The sequence below is a fragment of the Brevundimonas sp. Br13 genome (assembly GCF_055391505.1).
Genome location: NZ_AP044008.1, coordinates 471,948 through 490,346 on the forward strand (window position 1 = coordinate 471,948; position 18,399 = coordinate 490,346).

At 68.9% G+C, this 18,399-nt stretch carries 21 protein-coding genes; 16 read left to right on the forward strand and 5 right to left on the reverse strand.

What is annotated here, in order from left to right:
* Positions 1–260: 260 nt before the first annotated feature.
* From ACZ5M6_RS02310 to ACZ5M6_RS02325, 4 genes are read left to right on the forward strand one after another with little or no spacing between them, the layout of a single operon-like run.
* Positions 261–1,190: a peptidylprolyl isomerase gene (locus ACZ5M6_RS02310; protein WP_348683211.1), complete on the forward strand. Its 930-nt coding sequence runs from the start codon at positions 261–263 to the stop codon at positions 1,188–1,190.
* 1 nt (position 1,191) lies between these two features.
* On the forward strand, positions 1,192–2,586 hold the full coding sequence (argJ, locus tag ACZ5M6_RS02315; protein WP_464159525.1) for a bifunctional glutamate N-acetyltransferase/amino-acid acetyltransferase ArgJ: 1,395 nt from the start codon (positions 1,192–1,194) through the stop codon (positions 2,584–2,586).
* The gene (locus tag ACZ5M6_RS02320; RefSeq protein ID WP_464159527.1) at positions 2,583–2,996 is read left to right on the forward strand and encodes a (deoxy)nucleoside triphosphate pyrophosphohydrolase; all 414 of its coding nucleotides are present in this window, start codon (positions 2,583–2,585) and stop codon (positions 2,994–2,996) included. The genes argJ and ACZ5M6_RS02320 overlap by 4 nt, the downstream gene beginning before the upstream one ends.
* Positions 2,997–3,020: 24 nt before the next feature.
* Positions 3,021–3,200 (forward strand): Flp family type IVb pilin, encoded by a 180-nt coding sequence (locus ACZ5M6_RS02325; RefSeq protein WP_054764294.1) that lies wholly within the window; start codon positions 3,021–3,023, stop codon positions 3,198–3,200.
* An 18-nt stretch (positions 3,201–3,218) separates the two neighbouring features.
* Here ACZ5M6_RS02325 and ACZ5M6_RS02330 read toward each other — a convergent pair whose 3' ends face one another.
* Entirely contained in the window at positions 3,219–4,148 is a 930-nt protein-coding gene (locus ACZ5M6_RS02330; protein WP_054764295.1) for a methyltransferase domain-containing protein, read from the reverse strand.
* Here ACZ5M6_RS02330 and ACZ5M6_RS02335 point away from each other — a divergent pair.
* From ACZ5M6_RS02335 to ACZ5M6_RS02365, 7 genes are read left to right on the forward strand one after another with little or no spacing between them, the layout of a single operon-like run.
* The gene (locus tag ACZ5M6_RS02335) at positions 4,147–4,953 is read left to right on the forward strand and encodes a ComF family protein (RefSeq protein WP_054764296.1); all 807 of its coding nucleotides are present in this window, start codon (positions 4,147–4,149) and stop codon (positions 4,951–4,953) included. The genes ACZ5M6_RS02330 and ACZ5M6_RS02335 overlap by 2 nt on opposite strands.
* A gap of 60 nt (positions 4,954–5,013) precedes the next feature.
* A complete protein-coding gene (grxC, locus tag ACZ5M6_RS02340; RefSeq protein ID WP_054764297.1) occupies positions 5,014–5,271 on the forward strand; it encodes a glutaredoxin 3 in 258 nt (85 codons plus the stop codon).
* A gap of 4 nt (positions 5,272–5,275) precedes the next feature.
* Positions 5,276–6,115 (forward strand): carbon-nitrogen hydrolase family protein, encoded by an 840-nt coding sequence (locus ACZ5M6_RS02345; RefSeq protein WP_183216554.1) that lies wholly within the window; start codon positions 5,276–5,278, stop codon positions 6,113–6,115.
* Positions 6,116–6,133: 18 nt separating this feature from the next.
* Positions 6,134–6,568, forward strand: a complete 435-nt coding sequence (locus ACZ5M6_RS02350; protein WP_182713721.1) for a DUF1178 family protein — start codon at positions 6,134–6,136, stop codon at positions 6,566–6,568.
* A 1-nt stretch (position 6,569) separates the two neighbouring features.
* Positions 6,570–7,394: an AraC family transcriptional regulator gene (locus ACZ5M6_RS02355; protein ID WP_348683205.1), complete on the forward strand. Its 825-nt coding sequence runs from the start codon at positions 6,570–6,572 to the stop codon at positions 7,392–7,394.
* A gap of 33 nt (positions 7,395–7,427) precedes the next feature.
* Positions 7,428–7,898 carry a DUF6265 family protein gene (locus tag ACZ5M6_RS02360; RefSeq protein ID WP_464159529.1) on the forward strand — a complete coding sequence of 157 codons (471 nt, stop codon included), beginning with the start codon at positions 7,428–7,430 and terminating at the stop codon, positions 7,896–7,898.
* Positions 7,853–8,386: a GNAT family N-acetyltransferase gene (locus ACZ5M6_RS02365; protein WP_464159531.1), complete on the forward strand. Its 534-nt coding sequence runs from the start codon at positions 7,853–7,855 to the stop codon at positions 8,384–8,386. Before ACZ5M6_RS02360 ends, ACZ5M6_RS02365 begins: the two co-directional genes overlap by 46 nt.
* On the opposite strand, the gene ACZ5M6_RS02370 is transcribed toward ACZ5M6_RS02365, so the two are convergent.
* The gene (locus ACZ5M6_RS02370; protein ID WP_152949181.1) at positions 8,383–8,694 is read right to left on the reverse strand and encodes a UrcA family protein; all 312 of its coding nucleotides are present in this window, start codon (positions 8,692–8,694) and stop codon (positions 8,383–8,385) included. The genes ACZ5M6_RS02365 and ACZ5M6_RS02370 overlap by 4 nt on opposite strands.
* 222 nt (positions 8,695–8,916) lie before the next feature.
* Between ACZ5M6_RS02370 and typA the strand changes: the two genes are divergently transcribed.
* From typA to ACZ5M6_RS02395, 5 genes are all read left to right on the forward strand, one after another.
* A complete protein-coding gene (typA, locus tag ACZ5M6_RS02375) occupies positions 8,917–10,749 on the forward strand; it encodes a translational GTPase TypA (protein ID WP_183216545.1) in 1,833 nt (610 codons plus the stop codon).
* A gap of 44 nt (positions 10,750–10,793) precedes the next feature.
* The gene (gene glnD / locus ACZ5M6_RS02380) at positions 10,794–13,496 is read left to right on the forward strand and encodes a [protein-PII] uridylyltransferase (RefSeq protein ID WP_409612909.1); all 2,703 of its coding nucleotides are present in this window, start codon (positions 10,794–10,796) and stop codon (positions 13,494–13,496) included.
* 36 nt (positions 13,497–13,532) lie between these two features.
* A complete protein-coding gene (gene murJ, locus ACZ5M6_RS02385) occupies positions 13,533–15,128 on the forward strand; it encodes a murein biosynthesis integral membrane protein MurJ (RefSeq protein ID WP_464159533.1) in 1,596 nt (531 codons plus the stop codon).
* A gap of 123 nt (positions 15,129–15,251) precedes the next feature.
* Positions 15,252–16,292, forward strand: a complete 1,041-nt coding sequence (gene trpS / locus ACZ5M6_RS02390; RefSeq protein ID WP_409612913.1) for a tryptophan--tRNA ligase — start codon at positions 15,252–15,254, stop codon at positions 16,290–16,292.
* Positions 16,292–16,756 (forward strand): OsmC family protein, encoded by a 465-nt coding sequence (locus ACZ5M6_RS02395; RefSeq protein ID WP_201463414.1) that lies wholly within the window; start codon positions 16,292–16,294, stop codon positions 16,754–16,756. Before trpS ends, ACZ5M6_RS02395 begins: the two co-directional genes overlap by 1 nt.
* 1 nt (position 16,757) lies before the next feature.
* Here the strand turns inward: ACZ5M6_RS02395 and ACZ5M6_RS02400 are convergent, their stop codons facing one another.
* From ACZ5M6_RS02400 to ACZ5M6_RS02410, 3 genes are read right to left on the reverse strand one after another with little or no spacing between them, the layout of a single operon-like run.
* Positions 16,758–16,886 carry a hypothetical protein gene (locus tag ACZ5M6_RS02400; protein WP_260171187.1) on the reverse strand — a complete coding sequence of 43 codons (129 nt, stop codon included), beginning with the start codon at positions 16,884–16,886 and terminating at the stop codon, positions 16,758–16,760.
* A 58-nt stretch (positions 16,887–16,944) separates the two neighbouring features.
* The gene (locus ACZ5M6_RS02405) at positions 16,945–17,895 is read right to left on the reverse strand and encodes an NAD(P)/FAD-dependent oxidoreductase (protein WP_228184930.1); all 951 of its coding nucleotides are present in this window, start codon (positions 17,893–17,895) and stop codon (positions 16,945–16,947) included.
* Positions 17,896–18,351, reverse strand: a complete 456-nt coding sequence (locus ACZ5M6_RS02410) for an Rrf2 family transcriptional regulator (protein WP_183216538.1) — start codon at positions 18,349–18,351, stop codon at positions 17,896–17,898. It lies immediately after the preceding gene.
* Between the last annotated feature and the right edge of the window lie 48 nt (positions 18,352–18,399).

Below are 18,399 nucleotides of genomic sequence, written 5' to 3' on the forward strand. Positions count from 1 at the left end.
CGGCGTTCGGACCGATGACGACCCCGCCGCGCCGACACAGGCGCGCGCGAAGGGCCGCGCAGACGATCAAAACCCCTCGACTTGGGCGCAGGCGGGACTTAAGCACCGCCCTAACCCCTGTCAACGCGGGGGCTTTCGGCCGCCTTCGACGGAGCGTCCCCTTGATCCCATTCCGGCGCCTCCATTTCCGACACGCCCCTTCCCGAGAGGGCCTTGGATCGGTCGGCGGCATCGCCTTGGTCGCCGCGACGGCCTTGGCGATGATGCTGGCCGCCTGTTCGCGCGGCGGCGACGACGATCGGGCGCCGCAGCCGGGCGACCGGCAGGTAGCCAAGGTTCAGGACCAGATCATCTGGGCCTCGGACGTCAAGCGCGAGGCGGTGGCGCAGGGTCTGGTCGGGGAAGGCGAGCCCCTGGATGTGACCTCCGAGCTTTTCCGCCGGGTTCTGGACGAGGTGGTCGATCAGAAGCTGCTGGCGCGCGAAGCGGAGCGCCGTCGCCTGGACGCCTCACCTCTGGCGCAGCGGCGGCTGGAGGCGACCCGCGAACGGATTCTAGGCGACATGCTGGTCGAGAGCGTCGTCAACGGCGCCATCTCCGATCAGGCGATCCAGACGCTTTACAATGAGCAGCTGCGCCTGGCGAAGACGTCCGAGGAGATCCGGGTCCGCCTGATCCTGTCGCGCACCAAGCCCGAGGCGGACGCCGTCATCGGCATTCTGGGCCAGGGCGCCAGCTTCGAGGCCGTGGCCATGGAGCGGTCGATCGACGAGGCCACCCGCTTTTCTGGCGGCGACCTGGGCTATTCCACCCTGGACGTCATGCCCCAGGCCTATGCCGGCGCCCTGCGTGACAAGCCGGCCGGTTCGACCGTCGGTCCCTTCCAGACCGAGGGCGGCTGGGCCGTGCTGCGGGTCGAGGACCGGCGCAAGGAAAACCCGCCGACTCTGGAACAGGCTCGGCCGCAAATCGTCCGCTACCTGACCTATGAAGGGGTGAGACGCCTGTTGGAACAGCTGCGCGACAAGGCCAAGGTCGATATTCTGCTGCCCGGCGGTTCCGGCGCGGGTGACGAGGAGCCGGCGTCGGCGCCGTCGGGGGGCCTGCCCCGCCCCGCTTCCGCCCCCGCTTCCGCCCCGCCTTCCGCCCCGCCTTCCGCGTCTGACACCCCCCTCTCACCGGCCGCCTGACATGACCAAGACCCCCACGACCGGCCAGAAGATCGAACAGGCGTTCGAAAAGGCGCTGGACCCCTTCGCTGCAGCCCTGAAGCGCGCCACCCGCCCGGCCGAGGCCGCCGCCGCGCCCGCCGCCCCAGCCGCCGGAAAGCCCGGCCTGGCCGTCTCGCCCCTGGCCGTGCCCTTCCCGACCATTCCCCCTATCGGCGGGGTTGAGATCGCCACGGCCCGCGCCGGCTTCTACAAGCATGAACGCGACGACCTGGTCGTTTTCCGGTTCGCGCGCGGCACCAGCTGCGCCGGGGTCTTCACCCGCCACAAGATCGGCTCGGCGCCGGTCGACTGGTGCAAGAAGCATCTGGGCGGCGCCGAGGGCGGCAAGGACGTGCGCGCCCTGGTGATCAATGCCGGCTGCGCCAACGCCTTCACCGGCAAGGCCGGCGCCGACGCCGCGCGGCGGGCGGCCTCTGAGGTGGCCAAACGGTTCGGATGCCGCCAGCGGGACGTCATGATGGCCTCGACGGGCGTGATCGGCGTGGTGCTGGACGAAAAGAAGATCATCGCCAAACTGCCGGACATCGAGGCCGGTCTGGACGCCGACATCCATCCGTCCGAACAGTGGGCCAAGGCGGGGCGGGGGATCATGACCACCGACACCTTCCCCAAGGGCTCCTACGCCGAGGCCGAGATCGAGGGGTATAAGGTCCGGATCGCCGGGATCGCCAAGGGGTCGGGCATGATCGCCCCGGACATGGCGACCATGCTGGCCTTCATCGTCACCGACGCCGACATCCATCCGAACGTGCTGAAGGCCCTGCTGGGCCTGCACGTCCGCACCACCTTCAACTCGGTGACGGTGGACGGCGACACCTCGACCAATGACACGGCCCTGCTGTTCGCCACCGGAACCTCCGGCGCGCCGCGGATCGGGCGGGTCGGCGACCGACGTCTGAAAAGCTTCTCGGCCGCCCTGGACAAGGTGATGCTGGATCTGGCGCACCAGCTGGTGCGCGACGGCGAGGGCGCGACCAAGTTCGTCAAGGTGACGGTGGACGGCGCCGCCAGCCCGGCCTCAGCCAGAAAACTGGCCAAGTCGATCGCCGACAGCCCCCTGGTCAAGACCGCCATCGCCGGCCAGGACGCCAACTGGGGCCGGGTGGTCATGGCCGTGGGCAAGACCGAGGAGCCGGTCGATCGCGACCGTCTGGCGATCAGATTCGGCCCGCACCAGGCCGCCGTCGACGGCGCCCCGTCCCCGACCTACGACGAGGCCAAGATGACCGCCTATATGAAAAATCCCGAGATCGACATCACGGTCGACGTCGGCGCGGGCCGGGCCTCGGCGACGGTCTGGACCTGCGATCTGACCAAGGGCTATATCGAGATCAACGGCGATTATCGGTCGTGACCGAGTCGCCGCTCCCCACCGTCCTCGTCGTCGCCGTCGCCCTGATCGACGTCGACGGACGGGTGCTTATCGCCAAACGACCCGAGGGGAAGACGCTGGCTGGCCTGTGGGAGTTTCCCGGCGGCAAGGTCGAGCCCGGCGAACGGCCCGAAGCGGCCCTGATCCGCGAACTGCGCGAGGAATTGGGCATAGAGGTCAGCGAATCCTGCCTGGCGCCCTTCGTCTTCGCCAGCCACGCTTATGATTCCTTTCACCTGTTGATGCCATTGTATCTGTGTCGCCGGTGGGACGGCGTGGTCGCCGCGCGCGAACACGCCGCCCTGGCCTGGGTCAGACCGGACCGGCTTTCGGACTATCCCATGCCTCCGGCGGACGAACCCCTGGTCGCCTGGCTGCGCGACCTGTTGTGACCACCGCCGTCCATGGAGCGGGACATGAACGGATTCATCGCCCGATTCCTGAGCGACGAGCGCGGCGCGACCGCCATTGAATACGGTCTGATCTGCGGCTTGATCTTCGTCGCCATCCTGGGCGGTTTGAACGCCCTGGGGGGGGCCAACGGCGCCCTCTACAAAGACGTCATGCAGAAGATCGCGGACGCCCTGGGACGCTGACGCGTTCCCGCAGCGCGATCAAGCCGGATCGCCCTCCTCCCCCGTCAACTCCTTGACCCCCAAGGCGTCGGCCAGCCGGACCTTGGCCGAGCCGCGCGGCAGCGGCTTCTGCTGGCTCTCGTGCGGCTTCCAACCGGCCAGGTGAATGATTTCGAAGGTGGCGGAGATCCGCCCGTCCGCGTCGCCGTAGCGTTCGGCGTAAAGATGCGCCGCACGGCTGATGATTGCGCGATTCAGGGGGCGGATCGGCCCGTGCAGCACATTGGTCTCGCCCATGGCGCGGAGATCGCGGACCAGGGCGAACATGTCCGGATAGCGCACCACGAAACGGTCCACGTCCGAGACCGGCAGGGCGAAGCCGGCGCGTTGGAGAAGGGCGGCCCCGTCATAACCGTCGGCGAAGGGCGAAACACGCGCCTGGGCCCCGCCGCGTTCGGCCAGCTCGGCCTCGGTCAGGACGGCCCGAAGCTCCTTCAGGGCGCCCGCCCCGAACAAGGCGCCCAGAAACAGCCCGTCCGGTTTCAAGGCGCGCCGGATCTGGGCCAATGCGCCGGGCAGGTCGTTGGCCCAGTGGAGATTGAGCAGGGAGACGATCAGATCCGTCGTCCCGTCTTCCAGCGGCAGGGCGTCGCGACCGGGCGCGGCCCGCTCGGCCCGCGAGGTCGGAGCGACGATCCGCCCCACCCGATCCGCCGCTTCGCTGGACGCGAGGGCCCGGGCGAAGGGGCCCGGATGGGCGGACAGATCGACCGCGACGGGAAAGTCGCGCAATATGGCCTCGAGACTGCCGACCGCGTTTTCGGCCGCGCGGACGTGAAGAAAATCGGCCTGCGTCAGCCGCCTTTCGGACCGCGCCAGTCGCGCCTCTCGACGCCCGGCGTCAAAGATGCGCGGGGGGGCGGTCGTCGGCGGCACGGCGTCGGGGCCGGAGGAGGGGGAAAGGCTCATGGACCTTCAGGATGGGGGTTTGGGGCGCGCCTGGGAAGGGGCGGCGCGTCATTTGCGGCGGGCCGGCCTGGACTTCGCGCGGGGACTGGCCGATCTGGTCCTGCCGCCCCTGGCGCATGACAGCCCCGAGGCCACGGCCGCTGCCGGCCTGACGCCCGACGCCTGGAGCCGCATACGGTTCTTGGAGGCGCCGGTGTGCGACGGCTGCGGCGCGGCCTTCGAATTCGACGGCGGCCCTTTCGCCGAAACCCGCTGCGCAGCCTGCATCGCCCAACCCTATGTCTTCGCCCGCGCCCGCGCCGCCTGCGTCTATGACGAGGCGTCCCGAAGCCTGATCCTGCGCTTCAAACACGGGGACCAGCAGCAGTTCGCCGCCCTGTTCGCGCGCTGGATCAGCCGAGCGGGCGCTGAACTGGTCGCTGAGGCCGACGCCGTGGTCCCCGTGCCCCTGCACCCGTTGCGACTGCTGTCGCGCCGGTTCAACCAGGCCGCCGAGATCGCCCGCCCCCTGGCCCGAAGGGCGGGGCTGGACTATCTGCCCGACGCCCTGATCCGGGCCAGCCATACGGCGAGCCAGGGCGGCAAGAGCCGCCGCGGCCGACGGCTGAATGTGAAAAAGGCCTTCGCCGTGACCGAGGCCGGGCGACGCCGCCTGAAGGGGCGCCGCATCCTTCTGATCGACGATGTGTTGACCACGGGCGCGACCGGCGAGGCCTGCACGCGCGCCCTGCTCGACGCCGGGGCGCGGGCCGTGGATCTGGCCGTGATCGCGCGGGTGCGAAACGCCCGTGAACTGACTATGTAGTCCCTATCGCTCCCCGCGCGGCTCGCTGCTTGAGGGACATGCTTAATCTGGAGTTCTGATTTGGCCGACGTCGTCATCTACACCAAGCCCGGCTGCCCCTATTGCTACAGCGCCATGGCGCTTCTGAAGAAGAAGGGAGTCGATTATCATGAGATCGTCGCCTCCAACGACCCCGACAAGAAGGCCGAGATGGTCGAGAAGTCGGGCGGGCGCATGACCTTCCCCCAGATCTTCATCGACGGTCAGCACGTCGGCGGCTCGGACGACATCCACGCCCTGGACCGCGACGGCAAGCTCGACCCGCTTCTGACGGCCTGATGCGATGAGCGGCGGGCTCGACATCGCCCTGATCCAGACCCGCACGCCGGCGACGGCCGAGGCGGCCCTGGCCCATGTCGAGCCCCTGATCCGCGAGGCGGCGGCGGGCGGGGCGAAATTCGTCCTGACGCCGGAAGGGACCAATGTCCTGGAACAGCGCCGCGACCGACGCGACGCCGCGATCAAGGATGAAGAGGCCGACGTCGCCGTCCTGGGTCTGCGCCGTCTGGCGGCGGAACTGGGGATCTGGCTTCTGATCGGCTCGGCCCTCGTTCGGTCCGGCCAAACGGGCGATGGGCGAGCGGCCAACCGGTCGCTGCTGGTCGATCCGGCGGGCGCGATCACGGCCCGGTACGACAAGCTGCACGTCTTCGACGTCGAACTGCCCAATGGCGAAAAATATTGCGAAAGCGCCACAGTGCGGCCCGGCGACGGGGCGGCGGTCGCCGACACGCCCTGGGGCCGGCTGGGTCTGACCATCTGCTACGACATCCGCTTCCCCCACCTGCACCGCCAGCTGGCCAAGGCCGGGGCCTCGATGATCGCCGTGCCCGCCGCCTTTACGGTTCCGACCGGAGAAGCCCATTGGGAGGTGCTGCTGCGGGCCCGGGCCATCGAAACCGGCGCCTTCGTCCTGGCCCCGGCCCAGGGCGGCCTGCATGAGGACGGTCGCCGCACCTGGGGCCGCTCGACGGTCGTGGGCCCCTGGGGCGAGATTCTGGCCAAGGCGGATCACGACGACCCTTGCGTTCTCACGGCCAAGCTGGACATGGAGGCGGCGGCCAAGGCCCGGACCGCCGTGCCGGCCCTGACCCACGATCGCGACTTTCTGCCCGCCCGCTGATTCAGCCCCTGACCACCCATGATCCGATACGCTCTCAACTGCGATCAGGCCCACGGTTTCGAAGCCTGGTTCGGCTCGTCCGCCGACTATGACGACCAGGCCGCGCGCGGTCTGGTCGAATGCCCCTTCTGCGGCTCGCGTTCGGTGCAGAAGGCGATCATGGCCCCGGCGGTCAGCGGCACGCGCAAGTCGGACGCGGCCCCCGAGATCGCCGCCCGGATGCAGACCATGATGATGGAGGCCGCGCGCGAGGTGCGCGCCCATGTCGAGGCGAACTTCGACTATGTCGGCGACGCCTTCGCCCGCGAGGCCCGCGACATCCATGAAGGCCGGTCCGAAAAGCGCGAGATCTACGGCGAGGCCACGCCCGCCGAGGTGAAGAAGCTGAAGGAGGACGGCGTCCCGGTCGCCCCCCTGCCCGCCCCGCCGCCGGACCCCTCCAAGGTCAACTGAGGTGACCTCGGGGGAGGAGCGGTATCAGGAGTTCGCGCCGCCAGCGGCCCTGCGGCCCTTCGTCCGCGTGATCTGGACCTACGCCGCCCCCGATCCCAGTCCAACCGTCCAGCGCATCGCGCCTGACGGCTGCCCCGAACTGGTGTTCGACCTCGGCGCCCCCTACGCCGAACAGGGCGAGGACGGTGCTTTCCACCTGCAGCCCCCGGCCCTGTTCGCCGGACAGATGACCTGTCCCCTGGCCATGAAGCCGACCGGTCCCATCGAACTGGTGTCCGTCCGGTTCGAACCGGACGGGGCGCGTGACTTTCTGGGTCGACCGCTGGTCGAGGCGACCGACAGACGGCTGGACATGGTCGAACGCCTCATCGGGTTCGATCCGCCGCCGGGCGATCCGACGGGCCAGGCGGAGGCCTTCGTCGCCTGGCTGACCCGCCAGAAGCAGCACGGGGACTGGACGATCGACCCGATCGTTCGCCCAGAGATCGATGAGGCGGCCGCCGAGCGGCCCGCGCCGCCTCGGTCGTCGGGGGCGCAACGGGCGCTTCAGCGGCGCTTCGCCGACCGGGTCGGTGTCTCGCCCCGCCTGCTGCGTTCGATTTTCCGCTTTCGCCGGGTGTTCGACCACGCCGCACAGCCGGACGGCGAGGCTCAGAGCTGGCTCGAGGCGGGGCTACAGGCCGGCTATTTCGACCAACCGCAGATGGCCCGCGATTTCCGGCGCTTCCTGGGCTGCACCGCCACGGAATGGGCCCGGGAGCAGCACGCCCTGGCCCGAGCCATAGCGTCGCAAACCTACAAGCCGTCGAGCCCGCACGCCGCCTAGCCTGTCGACATCGACCGGAGAGGGAAACCCACCATGCTGACCCCGCTGCTTCTCGCCGCCGCCCTTCAGACCGCGCCGGATCTGCGTCCCGATCTGGGCTGGATGGCCGGCTACTGGCTGTCCTGCGAACCGGGCCGCGAAGTGTCCGAGACCTGGACCGATCCACGCCTGAACCTGATGCTGGGGACCTCGCTGACCGTCCGCGGCGGACGGGCCGGGTGGGAGCTGTCGCGCATCGCCCCGGTCGATCCGAACCCGGCCGCGGCCCTGGCCTATTTCGCCCAGCCGGAGGGCCAGCCTGCCGCCGTCTTTCCGGTGGTCGCCTCCGGACCGAGCCGGGTGGTGTTCGAACAGGCGGCCGACGACGACTTTCCAAAACGGGTCGTCTATGAACGCGACGGCGATGTCCTGAACGCCCGGATCGAAGGCGTGCTGGACGGCCAGGAGAGGATTATTCGATGGCGTTTCCACAAGGCGGAGCTGAACGCGCGCTGCCCCAGCTAGTCTGGCGTCCGATGCGGCCGAGCGACATCGACGCCGTGGTCGAGATCGCCCGTCTGTCCTTCCCCGATCATTTCGAGGCGCGGGCCTGTTTCGAGAACCGGCTGGCCCTTTATCCGCGCGGCTGTTTCGTACTGACGGACGGGGACGCCCCCGCGCAGGGGTATCTGATCGCCTATCCCTGGCGGGCCGACGGGGCGCCGCCGCTGAACACAGTGATCGAAGGCCTGCCGACGGACCCGGCCGTCCTCTATCTGCACGACTTGGCCCTGCACCCCAAGACGCGGGGCGGCGGGTTGACCCGCGCCGTGATCGAGCGTCTGGCGGAACAGGCGACCGAGGACGGATGGCCCGCCGTCGCCCTGGTCGCCGTCAACGACGCCGTCGCCTTCTGGTCCCGCCACGGCTTCGTCGAGCAGACGGCGCCGGGCATGGCGGCCAAACTGGCCAGCTACGGCCCAGACGCCCGCTATATGGTCCGTCGTCTCTAAAACTGGTTCAGCAGACGACGCCCGCCGGCCTTGACGAACAGGCGGCGTTCGGAAGCAGGCAGCTGATAATAGGCGCGGCGCCGCATTTCCCGCTCGCACACCTGCGGCAGCCCCAGGTCGCTAGGCGTCAGAACCGCCCGATGCTGGGCGCACCAGTCTCGGCTGGCCGTCTGAATTCGATCGGCCAGAACCGCTGCGTCCCCCGTCCGGCCCATGCTCAGCCCCTTGGCGTCCACGCGCATGTCCGGCGCGCCGCCGGGCGCCAGAACGGCCGCCGCCAGCATCAATCCCATTAAGCCCGTCATCATCGTCTCCCTTGTCCAAACGGTCACGCCGTCGAGGGGTAGAGGAGTGGGCTCGACCGCGCGGATGCGGCGTCGGGAATGAAATATCGGTAAGGCGGCGGCAGGCGGCGAAACGCCCGCTCTGGTCTTTCCGTCCACATGGCTGTAAGAGGCGCGCGCTCCCTGCACGCCTTTTCATGACCAGCGGCCGCCCGCATCTCGGCCGCGCCTTTTCGCGATTATCAAATGAACCTGCGCAACGTCGCCATCATCGCCCACGTCGACCACGGCAAGACGACCCTGGTGGACCAACTTCTGGCCCAGTCCGGCGTCTTCCGAGCCAATGAGGCGACGACCGAGCGCGCCATGGACTCGAACGACCAGGAAAAGGAACGCGGCATCACCATCCTGGCCAAGTGCACCTCGGTGCTCTGGAACGGCGAGGCCGGCGAAACCCGGATCAACATCATCGACACCCCCGGCCACGCCGACTTCGGCGGCGAGGTGGAGCGGATCCTGGGCATGGTGGACGGCTGCGTCCTGCTGGTCGACGCCGAGGAAGGCGTCATGCCCCAGACCAAGTTCGTCCTGACCAAGGCCCTGAAGATGGGCCTGCGCCCCATCCTGTGCATCAACAAGGTCGACCGCGCCCATGCCGATCCGGACCGGGTCCACAACGAGACCTTCGACCTGTTCGCCGCCATCGGCGCGACCGACGAACAGCTGGACTTCCCCCACATCTACGCCTCGGGCCGCAACGGCTGGGCGACGCTGGACCTGAACCAGCCGAACGACAACCTAGCGCCCCTGTTCGACCTGATCGTCCGTCACGTCCCGCCGCCCAAGCAGCAGCAGAACGTCGACAAGCCGTTCCAAATTCTGAACGTCCTGATCGAATCCGACCCCTTCCTGGGCCGTCTGCTGACGGGCCGGATCGAGAGCGGCAAGGCCGTGCCCGGCATGGCCATCAAGGCTCTGGACCGCGACGGCAAGGAGATCGAGCGCGGCCGCATCACCAAGGTCCTGGCCTTCCGCGGTCTGAAGCGCCAGCCGCTGGACGAGGGCTCCGAGGCCGGCGACATCGTCGCCATCGCGGGCATGTCCAAGGCGACCGTGGCCGACACCCTGTGCGCCATGGAGGTGACCGAAGCCCTTCCCGCCCAGCCGATCGACCCGCCGACCATCTCCATGACCGTCTCGGTCAACGACAGCCCCCTGGCCGGTCGCGAGGGCGACAAGGTCCAGTCGCGCGTCATCCGCGACCGCCTGCTGAAGGAGGCCGAGGCCAATGTCGCCATCCGCGTCACCACCACCGAAGGCGGCGACGCCTATGAGGTGGCCGGCCGCGGCGAACTGCAGCTGGGCGTTCTGATCGAGAACATGCGCCGCGAGGGTTTCGAACTGTCGATCTCGCGTCCGCGCGTGGTCTTCCAGGAAGGTCCGAACGGCGAGAAGATGGAGCCGATCGAGGACGTCATGATCGACGTCGACGACGAGTTCTCGGGCATCGTCATCGAGAAGCTGTCGGCCCGTAAGGCCGAAATGACCGACATGGGCCCGTCGGGCGCCGGCAAGACCCGTATCCAGCTGAAGTGCCCGTCGCGCTCCCTGATCGGCTATCAGGGCGAATTCCTGACCGATACGCGCGGTTCGGGCGTGCTGAACCGGGTGTTCAGCCACTATGAGCCGCACAAGGGCGCCATCGCCGGCCGTCTGAAGGGCGTGCTGATCTCGAACTCCGACGGCGAAACCGCCGCCTTCGCCCTGTGGAACCTGGAAGATCGCGGCGTCATGTTCGTCGGCGCCGGCGAAAAGACCTACCAGGGCATGATCATCGGCGAAAACGCGCGCTGGGACGACCTGGACGTCAACCCGATCAAGGGCAAGCAGCTGACCAACGTCCGCGCCGCCGGCAAGGACGAGGCCGTGCGCCTGACCCCTGCGCGCCAGATGTCGCTGGAACAGGCCATCGCCTATATCGACGACGACGAGCTGGTCGAGGTGACGCCGAAGTCCATCCGTCTGCGCAAACAGGTGCTGAACCCGTCGTTCCGCAAGAAGCGCGTTCGCCCCGAATAATCCTTCACTGACGCATAGGGGTTCGGCGCCTATATGGGCCGGACATGACCCTCGTTCCGCCCAGTCTGGATGACCGCCTTGACGAGGCCGCCCGCGCGAAAGACCCGCGCGCGGCGGTCTCTGTCGTTCTGCGCGAAGCCTATGACGTCGCCCGCGCTCGCGCCGAGCGCAAGCTGGACGGCGGAATGAAGGGGCGGGAAGTCGCCCGCCTCTACGCCAGGGCCGCCGACGACATGCTGTCGGCCCTGTGGCGCGTGGCGACCGAGGTCCTGTTCCCGGTTTCCCCGGTCGAGAGCGAGCGTCTGTCCCTGGTGGCCGTGGGCGGTTACGGCCGGGGCGTGCTGGCGCCCTATTCCGACCTGGACCTGTTGTTCCTGCGGCCCGCCAAGGCGACGCCGCGCGGGGGCACGGTGATCGAATTCGTCCTTTATGTTCTGTGGGATCTGGGCATCAAGGTCGGGCCTTCCGTGCGATCGGTGGAGGAGTGCCTGAGCCTGTCGCGCACGGACATGACGGTGCGGACCACCCTCTTGGAGGCGCGCCATCTGGCGGGGGACGCGCGCCTGTCCGAGCTGATGATCGGCCGGTTCCGCGACATGGTGGCCAAGGCCGACCCCCGTCCCTTCATCGCCGCCAAGCTGGAGGAACGCGCCGCCCGGCACCAGAAGGCCGGCGTGACCCGTTACAAGGTCGAGCCGAACGTCAAGGACGGCAAGGGAGGCTTGCGCGACCTCAACACCCTGTACTGGATCGCCCGATCCCTGGCGCCGGACAGCCGACTGGGCGCGGCGGTGATGGACGAACTGTTCACCCCGCGCGAACGCCGGACGTCCGACGACGCCTTCGACTTCCTGTGGCGGGTGCGGATCCATCTGCATCTGGTCGCCGGGCGGGCGGAGGAGAAGCTGACCTTCGACATGCAGCCCGAGGTCGCCCGGCGCATGGGCTGGCAGGGTCGGGGCGACGAGCCGGCGGTCGAGCGGTTCATGCGGCGCTATTTCCTCTACGCTCGTGACGTCGGCGCCCTGACGCGGGCCATGTCGGCCAAACTGGAGGCGCGGCACCAGAAGACGGCCCAAGGTCTGTCGCGCCTGATCGCCTTTCGACCCAGTCGCCGAAAGCTGGACATCGAGGGCTTCTGGATCGACCAGGGGCGGCTGTCGGTCGAGGACGCCTCGGTGTTCGAACGCGATCCGGTCAAGCTGTTGACCCTGTTCGTCTGCGCCGACCGGCACGATCTGGACCTGCACCCCGACGCCTTCTCCGCCGTGACCCGTTCCCTGTCGCTGGTGACGCCCCGTCTGCGACGCGATCCCGCGGCGTCGCGGGCCTTCCTCGACGTTCTGGCGCATGGTCAGAGGCCCTATCGCACCCTGACCATCATGAACGAGACGGGGCTGCTGGGGCGGTTCCTGCCGGAATGGGGGCGGATCGTCGGCCAGACCCAGTTCAACATGTACCACGCCTATACGGTGGACGAGCACACCCTCCAGGCCATCGGCGTCATCAACGACATCGCCCGGGGCAAGCTGAAGGCCGACCACCCGATGGCCAGCGAGATCGTGCACCTGATCTCGGACATGGAAGCCCTGATGCTGGGCATGCTGCTGCACGACGTCGGCAAGGGGGGCGAGCGCGGCCAGCTGGAGGACGGGGCCATCGCCGCGCGCCGGGCCTGCGAGCGACTGGGCGTCGATCCGCGCCGCATCGAACTGGTGGTCTGGCTGGTGCGCAGCCACCTGGCCCTGTCCGACTACGCCCAGAAGCGCGACCTGTCCGATCCGGGCACCATCCGCGCCTTCGCCGAACTGGTGGGCGATCCGGAGCGGCTGCGGATGCTGCTGGTCCTGACCGTGGCCGACATCCGCGCCGTTGGGCCGGGGGTCTGGAACGGCTGGAAGGGCCAGCTGATGCGGACCCTCTATGACCAGGTCGCCGCCCTGTTCCGGGGCGAAGACGTGGCGCGAGCGGACCCGCTGGCGGCCCATCCGGCCCTGGTGGAGCGGGCGCGCCAGACCGGCGCCGCCGCCCGGGCCGCCCCCCTGACGCCGGTGGAGGGCCTGCCGGTCCAGGCCACGGAAATCTCCATCGCCGCCCTGGACCGGCCCGGCCTGTTCGCCGACCTGGCCCAGACCATGGCCGCCCTGGGCGCCGACGTCACGGACGCCCGGGTGGCGACCACGGACGAGGGAGTGGTGCTGGACGTCTTTCGGGTTCAGGACGGGGCGGGCCTGCCCTACGGCCAGGCCGAGCCGCGCCGGCTGAACGCCCTGATCGAGGCGCTGGAGAAGGCCGCGCGCGGCGAGGGCCGCATCGGCAAGGCGCCCGCCCCCGCCGGCAACGCCAGAAAGGCCGCCTTCGAGGTCCGGCCCGTGGTCATGGTCGATCACCACGCCAGCGAGACCGCCACCGTGGTCGAGGTCTCGGGCGCCGACCGGCCCGGCCTGCTTGCGGCCCTGTCGCGGGTCTTCAGCGACGAAGGGCTGAACATCCGCTCGGCCCATGTCGCCTCCTATGGCGAGCGGGCGGTGGACAGCTTCTATGTGGTCGATCGCAAGGGTCGGAAGATCACCTCGGAACAGCGGGTCGCCGAACTGCGCGCGGCCCTGGAAGCGGTACTGGACAGCCGCGCCCCGGCGCCGGAGGGCCGCAAGGTCGCCTCGGCCCGCGCCAGCGCGCGCGACGTCTCCGAACTGGGGCGGCGGACCCGCGCCAAATCCGTATCGCCGCCGACGGAAGCGCGCTAAGCCTCGCCTTTCTCCAGCCTTCCTCCCCCGGTCCGCATGAGCCTCGCCCGCAACACCCTGGTTCAGTCCAGCCTGACCCTGGGCAGTCGAATTCTGGGATTTGTCCGCGACATGGCGCTGGCGGCGCGCTTCGGCCAGGGGCCGATGATGGACGCCTTCACCACGGCCTTGATGCTGCCCAACATGTTCCGCCGCCTGTTCGCCGAGGGCGCCTTCGCCCAGGCCTTTGTCCCCGTCTACGGCGGGGTCCGGGCGCGCGAGGGCGAAGAGGCCGCCGCCGTCACCGCATCCGAGGCGCTCAGCTTCATGCTGGCGGTGGTCGCCGGCTTCTGCATCCTGCTTCAGGTGGTGATGCCCTGGATCATGCCCTGGCTGCTGTCGGCCTATCAGGGTCGACCCGAGGTGCTGCGCGCCGCTGTGATCGCGACCCAGCTGGCCATGCCCTATCTGGCCTGTATGACCGCGGCCTCGCTGCTGTCAGGGGTGTTGAACACCGGCGGACGGTTTGCGCTGTCGGCCGCCGTACCGGTGTTTCTGAACCTGTGCACCCTGGCCGCCCTGCTGCCGCCGATGTTCCTGCCGATCCCGCAGGAGACCGTGCTGCTGATGGTGACGGCTGCGGTGACGGTGTCAGGCGTCATTCAGGCGGGCCTCTTGTGGTGGGGCGTGCGGCGGCTGGGCGTGCGACTCAGGATCGGCCTGCCCCGGATCACGCCCAATGTCCGCCACACCCTGGCTCTGGCCGTGCCCGGCGCCCTGGCGGGAGGCGCCCTGCAGATCAACTCCCTGGTGTCGCAGTTCCTGACCGGATCGGACGAAGGCGCGCGGTCGGTGCTCTATAACGCCGACCGGCTGTACCAGCTTCCCCTAGGTCTGGTCGGGGTCGCCATCGGCCTCGCTTTGGTGCCGCGCCTGACCAAGGCCTTCGTCTCCGGGGATCACGTGGGCGGGCAGAAGACGCTGGATGACGGGATCAACCTGGCCATGGCCTTCACCCTGCCGGCCGCCGTGGCCCTGTTCGTCATCCCCTTCTTCATCATCGACGCCACGGTGACGCGCGGCGCCTTCACCAGCGCCGACGCCGCCCGAACCGCCGATGTGCTGCGCCAATTCGCCTGGGGCGTGCCGGCCTTCGTCCTGGCCAAGGTTCTGACCCCGCCCTTCTTCGCGCGCCAGGACACGCGCCGGCCGATGATCTTCGCGGTCGTCAGCGTGGTCATCACCGTCATCCTGGGCTCGGGCCTGTTCTTCTGGTTCAGCGCCCAGGGCTGGGACGGGGTGCTGGGCCTGGCGATCGCCACCAGCGTCTCGGCCTGGATCAATGTCGGCCTGTTGGCCGGGGTTCTGGTTCGCGAGAACAGCTGGCGGCCGTCGCCGGCCTTCGTTTCCAGACTCTCCCGCGTCCTGGCCGCCAGCGCGTTCATGGCCGGCCTGCTGCTGCTGGCGGGGATCAACTACGGACTGCTCAGCCGGTTGCTTCTGGCCAAGGAGATCGCCGTGCTCGTGGTCTGCGGCCTGGGCGCGGGCGTCTATGGCGTCTGTCTTCTGGCCTTCCGCGCCGTCACCGTGGCGGAGCTGAAGGCCACCCTGCGCCGCGAGCCCGGCGGTTCGGCCGTCTCCGGTCTGGACTGAACTCCGCCGAGACGATAAGCGCGAGCCATGATCCTTTCGGGCCTGATCTCCACCTGGCGATGGCGCGGCTGAACCGCCGCCCCCTTCGTCACACCTGATTCCGACTTTCCGAGACCCGACCCCATGACCGATCAAACCCCTCCGGCCCTCTACACCGGCCCGCGCCGCATCCTGTCCGGCATCCAGGCCTCCGGCGCCCTGCACCTGGGCAACTATCTGGGCGCCCTGAAGCGGTTCGTCGAACTGCAGGACCAGGGCGCGCCGGTCTTCGTCTTCGTCGCCGACCTGCACGCCATCACCGTCTGGCAGGAGCCCGAGAAGCTGGCGGCCCAGACGCGCGAGATCGCCGCCGCCTATCTGGCCTCGGGTCTGGATCCGGCCCGGTCGATCATCTTCCCGCAATCGGCCGTGCGCGCCCATGCCGAACTGGCCTGGATCTTCAACTGCGTCGCCCGCCTGGGCTGGCTGGACCGGATGACGCAGTTCAAGGAGAAGTCCGGCAAGCACAAGGAGCGGGCCTCGGTCGGCCTCTATACCTATCCGGTGCTCCAGGCCGCCGACATCCTGCTGTACAAGGCGACGGAAGTGCCGGTCGGGGAGGACCAGAAACAGCATCTGGAGCTGACCCGCGACATCGCCGCCAAGTTCAACAACGACTTCGGCGCGCCCGGCTTCTTCCCCCTGCCCGAACCGGTGATCCAGGGGCCGGCGACGCGCGTCATGTCCCTGCGCGACGGGGCGGCCAAGATGTCCAAGTCGGACCCGTCCGACAACAGCCGGATCAATCTGACCGACGACGCCGACACGATCGCGTCCAAGATCCGCAAGGCCAAGACCGATCCCGAGCCCTTGCCGGAAACCCTGGACGGGCTGAACGACCGACCGGAGGCCAAGAATCTGGTGGCCATCTACGCCGCCCTGGCCGGGCTGACGCGCGAACAGGTGATCGAACAGTTCGGCGGCCAGGGTTTCGGCGCCTTCAAGCCGGCTCTTGCGGATCTCGCCGTCTCGGCCCTGGCGCCGGTCACGGCCGAGATGCGCCGGCTGATGGACGATCCCGTAGAGATCGACCGGGTGCTGAAGGCCGGGGCCGAGCGCGCCGCCGAAATCGCCGATCCGGTGGTGGAAGAGGTCAAGAAGATGGTCGGCTTCTGGAGGACGTGATGGGCAAGTACGAGGCGAAGGTCGCCTGGAGCCGCGGCGATCAGCCCTTCCTGGACAAGCGTTACAGCCGCGCCCATTCCTGGACCTTTGACGGCGGGGCGGTCGTGCCGGGGTCCTCGGCGCCGGCCAGCGTGCCCCTGCCGATGTCCGATCCTTCCGCCGTCGATCCCGAAGAGGCGATGATCGCCTCCCTGTCCAGCTGCCACATGCTGTGGTTCCTGGCCTTCGCCGCCAACGCCGGCCTGGTGGTCGACACCTATGTCGACGAGGCTTTCGGCAAGATGGGCAAGAACGACCAAGGGCGCGGCTATATCGCCGAAGTGACCTTGAACCCATGCACCAGTTTCACGGGTCGCGTGCCGACGCAGGACGAGTTGGACGCCTTGCACCACCAGGCCCACGACCATTGCGAAATGGCCCATTCCGTACGCGCGACGATCACGACGATCGCGACGATCGGCTGACCTAGCCGTTCAGCGCCATTGCCATGAAGACCGGCGCGCCGAGAATGCCGACCGCCCCGACGAGCGCAACAAGGCCGCCCAGAACGAGCAGCCCTTTGAGCGCGATGGATGTCTTGGCGGAAACTTGCATGCGCACAACCTAGCCTGATCAGACTCGCGCGGAAGGCGACATGTTGTCGCCGCGCCAATCAGGCCGCGCGCTGCGTCTCCTCCTCCACCAGCGAGCGGAACAGGGCGTGGCCGGCGATCATGCCGTCCGAGGTCGCCAGGGTGATGTTGGACGCGGCCCGCGCCAGGTCGCCGGCGGCGAAGACGCCCGGCTGGGTCGTCTGCTGCATCCCGTCCACCTTGATCACCCGGCCCATGGGCGTGTCGGTCATTTCGCACCCCAGGCGCTCGGCGAAAGGATTGCCGACCTGGATCTGGGCGCCGACGAAGAGGGCCTTTAACGCCACAAACCGCCCGTCGGCCAGGCGCGCGCCCGTCAGGGTGGGGGCGTCCCCCTCCAGCCGCTCTATGGGCGTGGTCTCGATGGTCACGCCGCGCCGGTACAGCAGATGGGCGTCCTCGGGCGACAGTCCGACCTCCAGCCCCATGAACAGGGTGACCTGGCCCCACTCCGCCACGGTGGCGGCGTACTGGACCGCATGGTCGCCGCGCCCCAGCACCCCGATCGAGCCGCCGCCGATCTCATAGCCGTGGCACCAGGGACAGTGGAGCGCCGTCCGGCCCCAGCGTTCCTTGACGCCCGGAATGTCCGGCAGCACGTCCTCGACCCCGTGCGACAGCAGCAGACGGCGGCCGGTGGTCCGCGTCCCGTCGGCGAAGACGACCGAAAAGCCGCCGTCGATCCGCTCGACCTCGACCGCCTCGGCCATGCGAAAGGCTGCGGTAGGATAGGCGGCGACCTGGGCCCGAGCGGCGGCGGCGATCTCGGCCCCCGGCCTGCCGTCCTGGCTCAAAAACCCATGGGCGCGCGCGGCGAACCTGTTGCGCGGCTTTCCGTCGTCAATGACCAGCACCCGACGACGGGCGCGGACCAGTTGCTGGGCGGCGGACAGGCCGGCGTAGGAGCCGCCCAGGATCAGGGCTTCGTGCGGCATGGGCTCACTCGGGACGATGGAGGTTGAGATGGGCATTCAGCAGATCCTTTTTGGGTGGTCGGCCATTCGGCGCGCGAAGTCCGCCGCCAGATCGGCCAGGGTGATCTCGTTCAGCCGTGCGACCAGCAGGGCGCGGGCCTCGGCGTAGGTCTCGGCCAGGGCGTCGTTGACCGCCGCCTCGACCAGACAGCCGTCGGCCTCGACCGGCGGGGTTTCGGGAAACAGACCGGGCTCGCCCAGGGCCGTATTGACCTGGCCAAGGGTGACCTGATCCAGGGGCCGGGCCAGCCGCCAGCCGCCACCACGCCCCTTTTCCGAGACCACCAGCCCCTGTTCGCGCAGACCCGCCATGGTCCGGCGCACCACGACTGGATGGGTCGACAGGCAGACAGCCAGCTGATCCGACGTCATGGACGCGCCGGTCCTCGCCTCGTACTCGGCCATGTGCAGCAGGGCGTGGAGAATGTTGGAGAGGCGGGAGTCCCTTTTCATGTAACTTCAATTGTTACGTGATGGGCCCGACGTCAAGACGGGAGCTGG